9 protein-coding genes are annotated in these 14,021 nt (G+C 73.4%); 5 read left to right on the top strand and 4 right to left on the bottom strand.

The features are described from left to right. Positions 1-57 precede the first annotated feature (57 nt). The 3 genes from A6F73_RS01300 to A6F73_RS01290 form a co-directional block, all read right to left on the bottom strand. Positions 58-924: an NmrA family NAD(P)-binding protein gene (locus A6F73_RS01300; RefSeq protein WP_063346031.1), complete on the bottom strand. Its 867-nt coding sequence runs from the start codon at positions 922-924 to the stop codon at positions 58-60. Further along, positions 921-1,403 (bottom strand): hypothetical protein, encoded by a 483-nt coding sequence (locus A6F73_RS01295; RefSeq protein ID WP_063346030.1) that lies wholly within the window; start codon positions 1,401-1,403, stop codon positions 921-923. The genes A6F73_RS01300 and A6F73_RS01295 overlap by 4 nt, the downstream gene beginning before the upstream one ends. A 125-nt stretch (positions 1,404-1,528) precedes the next feature. Further along, positions 1,529-2,050: a MarR family transcriptional regulator gene (locus A6F73_RS01290; RefSeq protein ID WP_063346029.1), complete on the bottom strand. Its 522-nt coding sequence runs from the start codon at positions 2,048-2,050 to the stop codon at positions 1,529-1,531. A 403-nt stretch (positions 2,051-2,453) separates the two neighbouring features. Between A6F73_RS01290 and A6F73_RS01285 the strand changes: the two genes are divergently transcribed. The 3 genes from A6F73_RS01285 to A6F73_RS01275 all read left to right on the top strand — a co-directional run bounded on the left by A6F73_RS01285 (position 2,454) and on the right by A6F73_RS01275 (position 6,491). Next, a complete protein-coding gene (locus A6F73_RS01285) occupies positions 2,454-4,073 on the top strand; it encodes an alpha/beta hydrolase (protein WP_208869033.1) in 1,620 nt (539 codons plus the stop codon). A 462-nt stretch (positions 4,074-4,535) separates the two neighbouring features. Next, positions 4,536-6,158, top strand: coding sequence for an FAD-binding protein (locus tag A6F73_RS01280; protein ID WP_079135336.1), 1,623 nt, complete (start codon positions 4,536-4,538; stop codon positions 6,156-6,158). Between the two features lie 57 nt (positions 6,159-6,215). Next, on the top strand, positions 6,216-6,491 hold the full coding sequence (locus A6F73_RS01275; RefSeq protein WP_063346028.1) for a hypothetical protein: 276 nt from the start codon (positions 6,216-6,218) through the stop codon (positions 6,489-6,491). 124 nt (positions 6,492-6,615) lie between these two features. Here the strand turns inward: A6F73_RS01275 and A6F73_RS01270 are convergent, their stop codons facing one another. Then, entirely contained in the window at positions 6,616-7,341 is a 726-nt protein-coding gene (locus A6F73_RS01270; RefSeq protein WP_063346027.1) for an ABC transporter ATP-binding protein, read from the bottom strand. 394 nt (positions 7,342-7,735) lie between these two features. Between A6F73_RS01270 and A6F73_RS01265 the strand changes: the two genes are divergently transcribed. Both A6F73_RS01265 and A6F73_RS01260 read left to right on the top strand, forming a co-directional pair. Next, positions 7,736-11,101, top strand: a complete 3,366-nt coding sequence (locus A6F73_RS01265) for an FtsX-like permease family protein (RefSeq protein WP_063346026.1) — start codon at positions 7,736-7,738, stop codon at positions 11,099-11,101. Then, positions 11,098-13,908: a hypothetical protein gene (locus tag A6F73_RS01260; protein WP_063346025.1), complete on the top strand. Its 2,811-nt coding sequence runs from the start codon at positions 11,098-11,100 to the stop codon at positions 13,906-13,908. Before A6F73_RS01265 ends, A6F73_RS01260 begins: the two co-directional genes overlap by 4 nt. The last annotated feature ends 113 nt before the right edge of the window (positions 13,909-14,021 follow it).

Raw genomic sequence — 14,021 nt, 5'->3', positions numbered from 1 at the left:
GGTGTCCGAGAGGCGCCCGAATGACGCCCGGGTGGTGCCCGAGTGGCGCCCGACCGGTCAGCGGAAGCAGTGCAGGTGCTCCTGGAGGAACGCCTCCAGGGTGCGCGGGGCGCGCCCGGTGAGGTGGGTGAGGGTGTCGTCGGGTGCCTCCTGGCGGACCACCGCGAGCTGCTGGATCTCCACCACGTGGGAGGCCAGCCAGGGCGGCATCCCGGCCCGCTCGACCAGATGGGCGTGCAGCCCGGCCGGGGGCAGGTCGAGGTAGCGGACCGGGCGGCCGAGCAGCTCGCCGAGCAGCCCGGTGAGCTCCGGGTAGCTGTACGCCCGGCCGCCGGTGAGCGGATACGTTCCGCCGGCGAGCTCCGGGCGGGTGAGCACCCCGGCCGCGGCGTCGCCGATGTCCCGGGCGTCGACGTAGTTGCAGCGGGCCTGGCCCATGGCGCCGTGCACCACCCCGGCGGCGGCGATGCCGGGTGCCAGCAGCAACAGCTTCTGCATGAATGCGTACGGCCGCAGCACCGTCCCGGTGACACCGGACGCGCGCAGGCGCTCCTCGATCAGATGGTGGCCGCGCGAGACGGCCACGGGGGAGTCCGGTTCGGCTGCGGGTGCGGAGATCTTGACGATGTGCTCCACGCCGCTCTCGACTGCCGCGTCGATCGCGGCCAGCTCGTGCTCGACCTGGTGCGGGCCGTTGGCCATGGTGAGGAAGAGCTGGTGCGCGCCGCGGAAGGCCGCGCGCAGCGAGTCCGGGTCGGCGGCGTCGGCCGGAAGCGTCTCGGTCAGTGCGAGGGTCCGGTCGTCGAGTCCGGCCGCGAGGCGGGCGGGGTCGCGGCTGAGTGAGCGGCTCGGTGCACCGAGGGCGGCGAGGCTGCGCAGGGTGGCACCGCCGGTGGCGCCTCCGGCGCCCATGACGACGATCATGAGGTCTGTCCTTCCGGTCGGGTGGAGAGTCGGTGCTGCGGGGATCGGGGCCGGCGGCTGCCGCGCCAGCGCCAGGTGATCACGGTGGCCGCGATCGCCGACGAGACCGGCAGGTCGATCGGAAGGCGGCCGGGCCAGGGGCTGGTGGCGAGCCCGTGGATCTGCGGCAGCCAGTGCGCGGCCGCGAGGCCGACGGCGAGTGCGACGGCCGCGGCGGCCAGGCCGAGTGCGGGGGCCAGCAGGGCGTGCGGTGCCCGGCCGCCCGGGGAGCGGTTGGACCGGCGCCGCAGGGCGGAGCCGACCAGGGTGGCGACGACGGCCGAGGTGCCGCCGATCGTGGTGGCCGCGGCGATCATCAGCTGCGGCTGGTGCGTGACGGCCCCGCCGATCCCGGCCATCACGGCGGGCATCGCGTAGGCGACGAGGACCTCCCGCCACAGGGTGAAGGGGGGTGGTGCGCCGGGTGCTTTCTTGCTCATGGGCCTCTCCTGCGGAGGTGCTGGGGTGAAAGTGATTAGGTAGCTAACTATTTGTGATTAGGTGCCTAACTATTGGGTCGTGAAGTCGGCGGGCCGCCTTGCGCGGCCCGCCGTTCTCGACCGGGTCAGTCCGCGGTCAGCGCGTCGGCGCCCTCGACCACCCTGGCCAGGAGGTCGAGGAAGGTGGCGCGCTCCTCGACCGAGAGCCCGCCGACCAGCGCCTGCATCCGGGCGAAGTGCTCGGGCGCCAGATCGCGCAGCCGCTGTGCGCCGCGTGCGGTGAGGACCACCACGTTGGCGCGGCCGTCCTCGGCGGACGGGCGGCGGACCACCAGGCCCTCCCGCTCCAGGCCGTCCACCAGGCCGGTCACGGTCGCCCGCGAGACGCCGAGGCCGGCCGCGAGCTGGGAGGGCGACTTCTCGCCGCCGTGGTCCTCCAGATCGGCCAGCAGTCGGTAGCGGCCGGTGGAGAGCCCGAACCGGGCGAAGTGCACCTCCCCGGCCTGGCCGATCCGGGCGCCCGCCGCCATCAGCCTGGCTGCGACCAGGACCGCCTGCGGGTCGGCCGTGAGGCCGTAGCGGGCGATCTGGCGGCGCGCCTGATCGAGGGTGGGGGCGCCGCTGCCGGCGTCGGGGCGTTGCGTCATGAAAGTAATATGGCGCCTCATCAGTTTCCCGGTCAAGTCGACCGTCCGGCGTTCGATGTCCGGCGTCCGAAGGCGGCCGCGCTGCGCGGGGCGGCCGGGCGTCGGCGGCGGGCGGGTGTGCGGGCGGGTGCTCTGCCGGCTGTCGAGCGGCGCTCCGGCTGTCGAGCGGCGCTCCGGCCGTCGAGCGGCGCCGGGTGTCCGGGTGTCCGGGTGTCCGGGTGTCCGGGTGTCCGGGTTCCATGGTGACGAGTCATCAGGTCAATCAACCGTCAAGTTGGTTCATTCACAGAATAATCCGGTCGCAAAATGGAAGCCATCGAAACATTTACGCTGCTTCCAGGTCTTCACATGGAGATCTCAGACTGACAGGCTGGGGCCGCCCTTTCAGTACTGAGGAGGTTCCTTGTCCCGTATATCCACGCTGGCCGGAGCGGTCACCTGCGCCCTCGCCCTCGTCACCGGTAGTGCTGTCGCGGCGTCGGCGGCGCCGATAGACCTGGCGCCGGGTGCGGCGGCCGAGGCGAAGGTCGCCGCTGTCAACTGGACCCCGTGTAACCCCGACCCGAGCAAGCCGGACCCAGGCATCTACGACTGTGCCGTGTACCCGGTGCCGCTGGACTATGACAACCCGTCGGGTGAGAAGATCGGCATCGCCATGATGCGCCGGCGGGCGAGCGACCCGTCCAAGCGGATCGGCTCGCTGTTCCTCAACCCGGGCGGCCCGGGTGGTAGCGGCTACCTGTGGGCGACCACCACCCGATTCGGTACCGAGGTGCAGTCGCGCTTCGACCTGGTCGGCTTCGACCCCCGCGGCGTGGCCCGGAGCAACCCGCTCAAGTGCTTCAAGACCCAGGAGGACGCCGACGCGGTCAACGGCCGCATGGTCGGCGTGCCGGTCACCAAGGCCGAGATCAACGAGACGCTGGACGCGGACCAGGACTACACCGACGCGTGCAGCAAGAACGCCGGCCCGCTGATCGAGCACATGTCGACCATCAACGTGGTCCGTGACCTCGACCGGATGCGCCGCGCCGTCGGCGACTCCCAGCTCAACTTCGCCGGGTTCTCCTACGGCACCCTGATCGGCGCGACCTACGCCGGGATGTACCCGAACAAGGTGCGCACGATCATCGTCGACGGCAACGTCGACCCGAACCTGCGCCTGCACGACGGCCTGGAGTACGACCGTCAGCGGGCGGGCGGCTTCGAGCTGGCCCTGGACGAGTTCCTGAAGCGCTGCCAGGCCGCCGGCGCCCCGCGCTGCGCCTTTGGCGAGGGCGACACCCGGGCCAAGTTCGACCAGCTCCGCGACCACCTGCGGACCAGCCCGGTCACCCTGCCGAACGGCTCCCAGGTGACGCTGAGCACCTTCACCAGCGAGGTGGCCAGCGCGCTGTACTCGCAGGCCAAGCTGGCGCCGCTGGCCAAGTCGCTGCAGGCGACGTACCAGCTGGTCCAGAAGCCGGCCGCGAACACCCTGATGGCGCCGAAGGCGACCGTCTCGGACGACGACGCCAACATCCTCGCGGTGAACGCCCCGCGGGCGCTGCGCGAGGCCCCGGTCGACTCCGAGTACACCGCCGACGACTCCTACATGGGCGTCAACTGCCAGGACAAGCCGTACCCGTCGAACGACCGGGTCTTCCCGAACGTCGCCAAGGCCTGGGAGAAGGAGTCGCCGACCTTCGGCCGCTACCAGGCCTTCGACGCGCCCGCCTGCGCGAGCTGGCCGGCCCCGGCCCGGGACGCCGAGCGCTTCAGCGGCCCGTGGAACAAGAAGACCTCGAACACCGTCATGGTGATCGGCAACCTCTACGACCCGGCCACCCAGTACAAGTTCGCCCAGCGGATGCAGCAGCAGCTGGGCAACGCCGTGCTGGTCAGCGTGGACTCGATCGAGCACTGCGCCGTCGGCCGCAGCCAGGCGCTGAACGCGCTGGTCACCCGCTACCTGGTGGACGGCACCGCGCCGAAGCCGGGCCAGCTGCTGAAGCCGGACGCGGCGATCTTCCCGGCGGCCTGACGGGGCTGAGCAGCCGGCCGGTGCCGGCCCGCAAGGCCTGCACGTCCCGCCTGGCCCGCCCGGCAGGACTGGCCGGGCGGCCCCCGGGGGCCTGAGGTACGCATGAACGGATGTGGTGGTCGGCGGCGCCGGCCACCACATCCGTGCTTTCCGGCCGAGCTCCCGGAGGACGGCGTGAACACGGATGGCCGTGCGAACGGGAAATGCGGCGTGAATGCGACGGTGGATCGCCATCCGGCCCTCCTCGGAAACGAGTTCTTCTCGGATTCTTCTCGGATGTCGGGGACCGTAGCCGATACCACTGACAATCGGGCGCCGGGCCCGCACCGGTCCGGGACCTGCGCTGATTCGCCGAAAATGACGTACTGTCACACTAGTTCGTTAAAGGATTCCCACCCTCGAATACCTGTGTTAGCGTGCCGCCGCCAGCTTCTCTCATCGCCGAGAAAGTGAGGTCGGGCCATGGAGGGCGCATTCTCCCGACGGGGATTCCTGGGCACCGCCGGTGCGGCGGCGGCCGGGGTGTCCGCCGGCTCGACGGGTACGGCGGCCGCGGCCGGTGCGCGCCGGGAGCCGCCGGAGGGGCGGTCGGTCCGGCCGGGCGATCCCCGCTACCGGACGCTCGGCCAGGGCTTCAACCAGCGCTGGCGCAGCAGCCCCGCCTACATCCGCCTGGTGGTCGACGAGGCGGACGCCGTGGGCGAGTTGAACCGGGCGCTGGACCACGGGCTGCGGCCGACCGTCCGCGGCGGCGGGCACTGCTACGAGGGCTTCGTCGACAACGACGGGGGCGTCATCCTCGACCTCGGCATGATGCGGGGTGTCGCCGCCGCCAGGGACAAGTTCGGCCACCCGACGTACTGCGTGGAGGGCGGGGCCACCAACTGGGACGTCTACACCACGCTCTTCCGCGCGTACGCGGTGACGCTGCCGGCCGGATCCTGCTACTCGGTCGGCGCGGGCGGGCACATCTGCGGCGGCGGGTTCGGCCTGCTCTCGCGGCGGCACGGGCTCACCGTGGACCACCTGGTCCAGGTCGACGTGGTCACCGTGCGGGGCGGTACCGCCGTGGTGACCAGGGCGCACCGCGACGACGGCGAGGGCTCCCCGGAGGCGGACCTCTTCTGGGCCCACACCGGGGGCGGCGGCGGGAACTTCGGGGTGGTGCTGCGCTACCACTTCGCGGTCGGCGTGCCGAAGCCGCCGCCCCGGGTCTGGCTCAGCAGCGTCGCCTGGCCCTGGGGCGAACTGGTGAAGCGGCCCGGCGACTTCGAGACCCTGGTGCGCAACTTCGGTGCCTTCATGGCCGAGCACAGCGGCCCGCAGGAGCCGACCTACCAGGGCCTGTTCGCGATCCTCAAGCTCACCCACCGTTCCAACGGGAACGTCGTCCTGGTGAGCCAGTGGGACGGTGACGACCCGGCGCCGCTCGACGCGTTCCTGGCGGCCGTCGAGCGCGGGATGGCGACGCGTTCGGTGGTCCAGACCCACAGCGCCGGCGGGCTGTTCCTGTCCTACCCGGAGAAGCGTCGCCAACTGCCCTGGTTCCAGGCCACCATGACGCTCAACCCGTCGGGTGACAACCAGCGCGGCAAGTACAAGTCGGCCTACCACCGCGAGCCGTTCAGTCGGGCGCAGATCGCCACCTTCTGGGACTGGCTGGTCCGGGACGTCGAGGGCGTGGACCTCACGAAGACGCTGGTGCAGATCGACTCCTACGGCTGCCGGATCAACACCCGCGGGCCCGGGGAGACCGCCGTCCCCCAGCGCGACTCGATCATGAAGCTCCAGTACCAGACGTACTGGACCGACGAGGCCCAGGACGCCGACCACCTGGCGTACCTCGCCGGGCTCTACCGGGACGTCTACCGGGAGACCGGTGGTGTCCCGGAGATCGACACCGCGACGGACGGCGCCTACGTCAACTACCCGGACGTCGACCTGGGCACGGCCGACCAGCCGGACCCGGCCTACCAGCGGCTCTACTACAAGGGGAACTACCCGCGGTTGCAGCGCACCAAGGCGTACTGGGACGGCGCGGGGGTGTTCCACCACGCTCAGTCGATCACCCTCCCCGGGGCCTGACCGGGAGGGGGCCCGCCACCGGATGCGCGAGCCGCCGCAGGGGCGCAGGGTCGAGGTATGAGCGGAGTGGTCGTGCTGGTCGAGCTGGAGTCGTCCACGGAGGTGCTGGACGCGGGCGAGGTCGACGTGGGCGCGCGGATTCGCTGGGTGCACGCGGCGCCGCCGGATCCGGATGTGCCGGAGGATCCGGGGCCGGTGACCTTCTGCGGCCTCGACACGGCGGACCTCGAACGGGAGCCCTACCGCCCGGCCGGGCCCGGCGAGCCCTGGTACCCGCCGTCCCAGCGCACCCGGCGGTGCCGAGCCTGCGAGGCGGTGCTCAAGGCGCCCTGAACGGGCTCGCGGAGCGCGTCCGGGTTCATCACCGGCCGCGCCCGGGTGCGCCGGACCGCCCGACCGGACGGCCCGCCCGACCGGACAGGACAGGCCGGACAGGCCGGTCCACCCCGGGCCACCCTTACGCGGCCGGCTTCGCCGCCCCCTCGACGATCCGCCCGTCACGCAGCTCGATCACCCGGTCGGCGAGCTCCATCAGCGTCGGGTCGTGGGTGGCGACCACCACGGTGACGCCCTCGCTGCGGACGACGGCGCGCAGCAGCTGCATGATCGAGCGGCCGGTCTCCGAGTCCAGCTGGCCGGTCGGCTCGTCGGCGATGATCAGGCCGGGCTCGTTGGCCAGCGCGCGGGCGATGGCGACGCGCTGCTGCTGGCCGCCGGAGAGCTCGCCGGGCCGCTGGTTGGCCTGGTCGGCGAGGCCGACCAGGGCCAGCAGGGTGTGCGCGCGCTCCTCGCGTTCGGCGGCCGAGACCTTGCGCAGCCGCATCGGCACGCCGACGTTCTCGGCGGCGGTGAGCATCGGGATCAGCCCGAAGGACTGGAAGACGAAGCCGATCCGCTCCCGCCGCAGGGCGAGCCGGCCGTCCTCGTTCAGCTCGGCGAGGTCGGTGCCGTCCAGGGCGATGCTGCCGGCGGTCGGGGCGTCCAGGCCGCCGACGAGGTTGAGCAGGGTGGTCTTGCCGGAGCCGGACCGGCCCTTGAGCGCGGCGAGTTCGCCGCGGCCGACGGTGAAGGAGACGCCGCGCAGCGCGTGCACGGTCCGCTCGCCGGTGCCGAAGCTGCGTCGGAGGTCGGTCACGGCCACCATCGGGGTGTTGGTGGTGGCGGTGGCCTGAGGCTGCGTCATTGAGGCTTCCCCCTGTGTGTGTCTACCCAGTGTCTACGGACGGGCGGCGCCACGGGTTCACGGTTTCGGGCGGCGATTTCCGGGGTGCGGGTCGGCGTTCCCAAAGGCGTGCTGTGGAGCCTTAGTTATGAAATGTTCATGGCATTCTGGCGGGCGCCCGAAGTGGGGGAGCTGCCAATGCAAGGAATTTGCTCATTACTTACTTGTTAGCGCAAGTCCCTTCCGTTCCTGGATCGAATCTGACAGAGTCGTCCGCTATCCGGTGATCAAATGCCGGTGATCATTGCGTCGATGTGCCCTAAGTGTGTCTATTCGTAGCCGAGTTGTGACCAAATCGGATCGATGGACCGGGCTGGGACGCAACCTGGGGACGTAAAGACCGGGGAGGAACTTGATGCTCGGCTTCGTCGTGCGCCGACTGCGTGGGCGACTGCCGCTGGCTGCCGCCGTGCTGCTCGCAGTGCTGATCACCACGGCCGTGCTGACCGCGCTGGTGGCGTTCAACCGCAGTGTCGGCGAGGCCGGTCTGCGGCAGGCGCTCCAGGGGACAGGCCACGCCCGGACCACGGTCGTGGTGACCGCCGAACACGGGCTCGACCAGCGTGCGAAGGACGAGGCGGAGCTCGCCGCCTACCGCGGCAGGCTCTTCGGAGACCTGTCCGTGCGCACCGACAGCCTGCTGCGCAGCCGCTCCTACGGCTTGCCGGACGGCGCCGGCGCTACCGGCACTACCAGGACCAGCGGCACTACCGGCGCCAGCGGCACTACCGGGACCAGCGGCGCCCCCGGGTCCGCAGTCCCCGGAGCCGGAGCCCAGCCCGACCTGACGGTCCTCGCCGACCTCGACCGAGACCGGACCCACCTGCTCGCCGGCGCGTGGCCCGCCGCGGCCTCCGGCCCGGTCCAGACCGCCGCCCCGCAGGTCGCCGTCCCGCAGACCATGCTGGCCCGGCTCGGCCTCACCGACCAGGCCCTGCCCGCCGATGTGCAGCTGGCGGACCGCCTCGACGGCAAGCCGCTGACCGTCCGCGTCACCGGCGTCTACCGGGCCGTCGACCCGGCCGACGCGTACTGGCGCATCGACCCGGTCCGTGGTCACGAGGTGGAGGTCAGCGGCTTCACCACCTACGGCCCGATGCTGGTCGACCAGAGCGCCTTCACCACCGCCGGATTGGTGCAGAGCAGCCGCAGCTGGCTGCTCGACGCCGACTTCACGGGCATCGGCCAGTCCTCGGCGGAGGCCATGGGCGACCGCGCCCAGGGCCTCGCCGATGACCTGCAGTCCCGCGCCAGCATCGGCTCAAGGACCGAACTGCCCGACATCCTGCGTGAGTTGTCCTCCAGCATGATGGTCGCCCGGACCACCCTGCTGATCGGCGCCCTCCAGCTGGCCGTGCTCGCCGTCGCAGCGCTGCTGCTGGTCGTCAACCTGATCGCGACCCGGCAGACGGCCGAGAACGAGCTGCTCGCCGCCCGCGGCGCCTCCGGCGCCCGGCTCGGCTTCTTCACCGCGACGGAGTCGCTGCTGCTCGCCCTGCCCGCCGCGCTGCTGGCCCCCCTGCTGACTCCGTTCCTGGTCCGCGCCCTGGCCGGCTTCGGGAGCGACCACCAGGTGCCCCTGGACACCGGCATCAGCTGGTCGCTCTGGCCGATCGCCGTGCTCTGCGCCTTCGCCTGCGTCCTGCTGGCCAGCCTGCCAAGCCTGCTGCGCGGCGCCGGAGCCGCCCTGCGCAGTCGCTCCGGCCGCCGCCAGGCCCTGGTCTCCGGCGTCGCGCGCAACGGCGGCGACCTCGTCGTGCTCGCCCTGGCCGTGCTCGCCTACCAGCAGCTCAGCCAGTACGGCGGTGGGCTGTCCACCGACTCCTCCGGCCGGCTCGGCGTGGACCTGCTGCTGGTGGCCACCCCGACCCTGGCGCTCTGCGCCGGCACCCTGGTGGTGCTGCGCCTGCTGCCGCTCGCCGCCCGGCTCGGCGCCCGGGTGGCCGCCCGCGGCCGCGGCCTCGGCCCGGCCCTGGTGGGCTGGCAGCTGGCCCGTCGGCCCGCCCGCGCCACCGGCCCCGTGCTGCTGCTCGTGATGGCCGTGGCCACCGGCGTGCTGGCGCTCGGCCAGCACGCCACCTGGACCGCCTCCCAGCGTGACCAGGCCGCCTTCAACACGCTCGGCGGCCTGCGGATCTCCGCCTCGCACAACGCCCTGATGGGCCAGGGCGGCCGCTACGGCGCGCTGCCCGGCGGTGACCGGATCGTCCCGGTGGTGCGCGAGGACCAGTCCCTGCCCAACGGCAAGGGCCAACTGCTCGCCGTGGACACCTCCGCCTTCGCCGAGCGCGTCCCGGTCCGCGCCGACCTGCTCGGCGGGCGCACCCGCGAGGACCTGTTCGGGTCGCTCGCCCAGCCCGCCCCCACCGGGCCGTTGGCCGGCCTGGAACTGCCCGGCCACCCGCTGCGGATCGACGCGGAGGTCACCGTCCAGCAGCCGGAGCAGCAGGCCGGGACGCCCGGCGGCAGTACCCGTCCGTCGCTTCACCCGGAGGCCAGGTTGCTGCTGCGCGACCGCTTCGGCATGATCCACAAGGTCTCGCTGGGCACGCTCCCGCTGACCGGCGACGCCAAGGTCTCGGCCTCGCTGACCACGCTGGTCGACGCCCCGCTCGGCTCGGCCGCCGCGCCGTTGACCGTGGTCGGCGTGATCGTCGCCTTCGGCGACCGGTCCAACGGCGAGCTGACCGTCCACCGGTTGTCCGTCTCCGACAGCGCCGACGGCCCCGCGACCGCCGTCCAGGTGCCGGCCGGCTTCGGCTGGACGGCGACGGCGCCCCCCGTCCGGGCCGTCGGCGACGTGGTGCCCGGGCCGGCCGCCGTCCTCGGATCCGAACCGACCGGCGCCGACCGCCTGTTCACCATCCGCTACCGCTTCGCCAACGGCCTCGGCGACATGGTCCGCGCCGTGCTCCAGCCGACCGGGACGAGCGTGCCGGACACCGTGTCCGGCATCGCCACCCGCGACTACCTGAAGGTCGTCGGCGGCTCCGTCGGCGACACCATCAAGGTGCCGTTCTCCGGGATCGTCCTGCCGGTCAAGATCACCGCCGTGGTCGACGCCCTGCCGGCGGCCGGCCCCAACGCGCTCCTGGTCGACCTCTCCACCACGGCCCGGCTGCTGGCCGCACAGGGCGGCGAACTGCCCAACCGCGCCGAGTGGTGGCTGCCCGCCACCGGCCCCGGCGACCGGACCCCCGCGGAGGCCGCCGCCGCCCTGCGCGCCGCCCCCGGCACCCAGGACGTCCAGCTCTACGAGGAGGCCGCCGAGGCCCTCCTCAGCGACCCGGTCGGCGCCGCCCCGCAGAGCGCGCTCATGGTCATCGCGGTCGTCACCGGGGTGCTCGCCGCGATCGGCTTCGGCGCCGCCGTGGCCGCCTCCGCCCGCGAACGCTCCCGGGACTCCGCCCTGCTGCTCGCCCTGGGAGCCCGCCGCAAGCAGGTGACCCGCACCATGGCCGCCGAACAGGCCCTCCTGGTCGCCCTCGGCGGGGCCGTCGGGCTGGGCCTCGGCACGCTGCTCGTCCACCTGATCGTGCCGTTCGTCGTGCTGACGCCCGCCGCCCGCCGCCCGACGCCCGGGGCGCTGATCGAGCTGCCGTTCGGTCAGGCCCTGCTGCTCACGGCCGCGATCGCCGTCGTTCCCCTGCTCTCGGCCTTCCTGATCGGACGCCGCCGTCGAGACGTGGCCGCCCGGCTGCGCCACGTGGAGGAGATGTGACCACCAAGGCCGGCACCACCGTGCCCACCCCTTCGCCCGAGCCCGCGCCCGCGCACGGCCCCGCGCCCTGGGTCCGCACCCGGCTCCGCGCGACGCCGCTGGCCACCCTGCTCATGGCGGCGCTCGCCTTCGTCACCGTGTTCATGGCGGCGGCCTTCCCCCGCGTCGTCGACCGGGGCGCGGACAGCGCCCTGCGGGACTTCGTGCGCCAGAAGGGCGTCAACGCGACCAGCCTGCAGGCCACCTCCGAGCCGAACCTGAGCGACCCGGCCTCCGCCCTCGACGACGTGCAGCAGAAGCTGACCGCGGAGATCGGCCGGAACCTGCCGCTCACCGAGACCAGCCGGCTCTACGGCAGCCGGGCCAAGTCCCCGCGCAAGATGTTCAACGAGGGCTACGCCCGTGTCTCCGACCATCCGCCGGTGCTCGGCCTGCTGTACCTGCACGGGCTCAAGGAGCTCGTGACCCTCACCGACGGCGTCTGGCCGGGCCCCGCGGCCGAGGGCGCACCCCTGCCGATGATCATCAGCCAGAAGGCCGCCGAGACCATCGGCGTCAAGCTCGGTGACGTCGTCGACAACGGCAGCGACCTGACCGGCCGGACCCGGTCCACCGTGGTCGGCTTCTACCGCGTCAACAACCCCACCGACCCGACCTGGGACGACGTGGGCTGTCCCGCCCGCGCCTGCCTGGAGGGCCAGGGCGCGGAGCTCCACTGGGTGACCACCGGTTTCGTCACCGACAGCGGCCTGCACCAGCTGATCCTCTGGGGCAACGGCGGCGTGAACTTCTGGCGGCTGCCCGTCGACTCCGCCGCCCTGCGCGCCGACCAGCTGGCCGAGACCCGCGCCACCGTCGGCTCCTTCCTGGTCGGGCGCGGCGCCACCACCCTCGCCGACGTGACCAAGCGCCCGGACCTGCACGTCACCTCGCTCCTGCCCGACATCTTCACCCGGGCCACCGCCCGCTACGACGCCGCGGCCCCGCTGGCCGCGATCGGACCGGCCGGAGTGGCCGGGGTGGCCGTCGTGGTGCTGTGCCTCGCCGCGGCCCTCACCGCCGACCGGCGCACCGCCGAACTCCGGCTGCTCCAGGCCCGCGGCGGCTCGCGCGGCGGCATCCTGCTGCGCCTGCTCGGCGAGGGCGCGGCGACCGTGCTGCCCTCCGCCCTGCTCGGAACGGCCTTCGCCCTGGTGCTGCTGCCCACCCCCCGGTGGGGCAACGCCCTGCTCACCGCCCTGGCCGTCGCCCTGATCGCCGTGCTGGCCTTCCCGGCGCGCGCCGCCGTACTGCTGTCCCCGCCGAAGGCCGTGGCCGGCTGGCGCCGACTCGTCGGCGAACTCGCCGTCCTGGCCGTCACCGCCGCGGCCGTGGCCGAGGTCCGCCGCCGCGGCGTCGCCCCCGGCAACAGCCTGGACCCGCTGCTGGTGGCCGCCCCGCTGATGCTCGCCCTCACCGGCGGCCTGCTGCTGGCCCGGATCCAGCCGCTGGTGGTCGGCTGGCTGGCCGCCCTCGCCGGGCGCGGCCGCGGCCTGATCGGCTTCCTCGGCCTGGCCCGCGCCGCCCGCGACAGCTCGGGCCGCCGCCGGCCCTCCGCGCTGCCACTGCTCGCCCTGGTGATCGCCGTCACCACGACCGGCTTCGGGGCCACCGTGCTCGACACCGTGGACAGCGTCCGGCTGCGCGCCGCCCGGATCACCACCGGCGGCGACGTCTCCGTCTCCCTCCCGGTCTACGCCACCCTGCCGGAGGCGTTCACCACGGCCGCCGCCGAACTGCCGGGCGTGCGGGCCGCGACCGGGGTCTGGGTCGAGCCCGGGGCCTCCTTCATCGGCACGGGCGGCGACCGCACCGCGGCCATCCTTGTGGTGGCCGAGCCGAAGGCCTACGCCGAGATCGCCCGGACCTTCGGGGTGGGCGAGTTCGACCCGGCGGCGCTCGCCGGGACCCCGGGCGGCCCGGACAGCCCGGTGCCGGCGCTGTTCAGCAGCGGCCTGTCCAAGCAGCTGACCGACGGCCCGGCCCGGCTGCGCACCCCCAACGGGGGCGAACTGCGCGCCACCGTCGCCGGGATCGTCACCGGCACCCCCGCCCTGCCCGACCCGGGCAAGCCGTTCATGGTCGTGCCCGTCGGGCCCGCCTCCGAGCGCCTTCCGGAGCTCAAGCGGACCAACAAGTGGCTCTCCGTCGGCGACGTCGACGCCGGCCAGGTCAGGAACCTGCTGCTGGACCAGGGCCTGACCACCGCCACGGGCCTCGCCAAGCTGATCCGGGACGAGGCCGTGGCCGCCGGCAAGGGCAGCTACGGGCTGCCCCCCGGGTACACGGTCCGCAGCAGCCACGAGGTGGCCGCCACGCTCGCCGCCGACCCGCTGCAGCGCTCCGCGGAACGCCTGTTCTGGTACTCGGGCGCCGCCGGCGCCGGGTTCGCCCTGCTCGCCGTCCTGCTGACCCTGGTGCGGGCCGCCCCCGAGCGCACGGCCCTGCTGGCCCGACTGCGCACCATGGGCCTGCGGCCCCGGCAGGGGCTGGCGCTGATCATCGCCGAGACGCTGCCGCAGACCCTGGTGGCGGCCGTCGGCGGCGGGCTGGTCGCGCTGGCGGCGGTCGGACTGCTCGGGCCGGCCTTCGACCTGTCGGCGCTGGTCGGCGCCAACGTCGGCGACGCGCTGGCCCCCGTCCTGCTGCCGGTGCTGCTGCCCACGGCGGGCCTGGCGCTGGTGGTCTGCCTCGGGGTGGTCCTGGAGACGGCCGTCTCCGGCCGGCGCCAGATCGCCACCGAACTGCGGGCGGGGGACCAGCGGTGAGGGCGGGAGGAGCGGTACGGGCCGCGACACCGGCGCCGGCCGTCGGAACAGTGGGGACCGTCAAGGTCGTCGAGATATTCAGGACCGTCAGGACCTTCAGGACCGCCAGGACC

Origin of the sequence: Streptomyces sp. MJM8645 (genome assembly GCF_001625365.1) — a bacterium.
GTDB lineage: Bacteria > Actinomycetota > Actinomycetes > Streptomycetales > Streptomycetaceae > Kitasatospora.
This window is presented reverse-complemented; position numbering and strand designations above follow the sequence as displayed.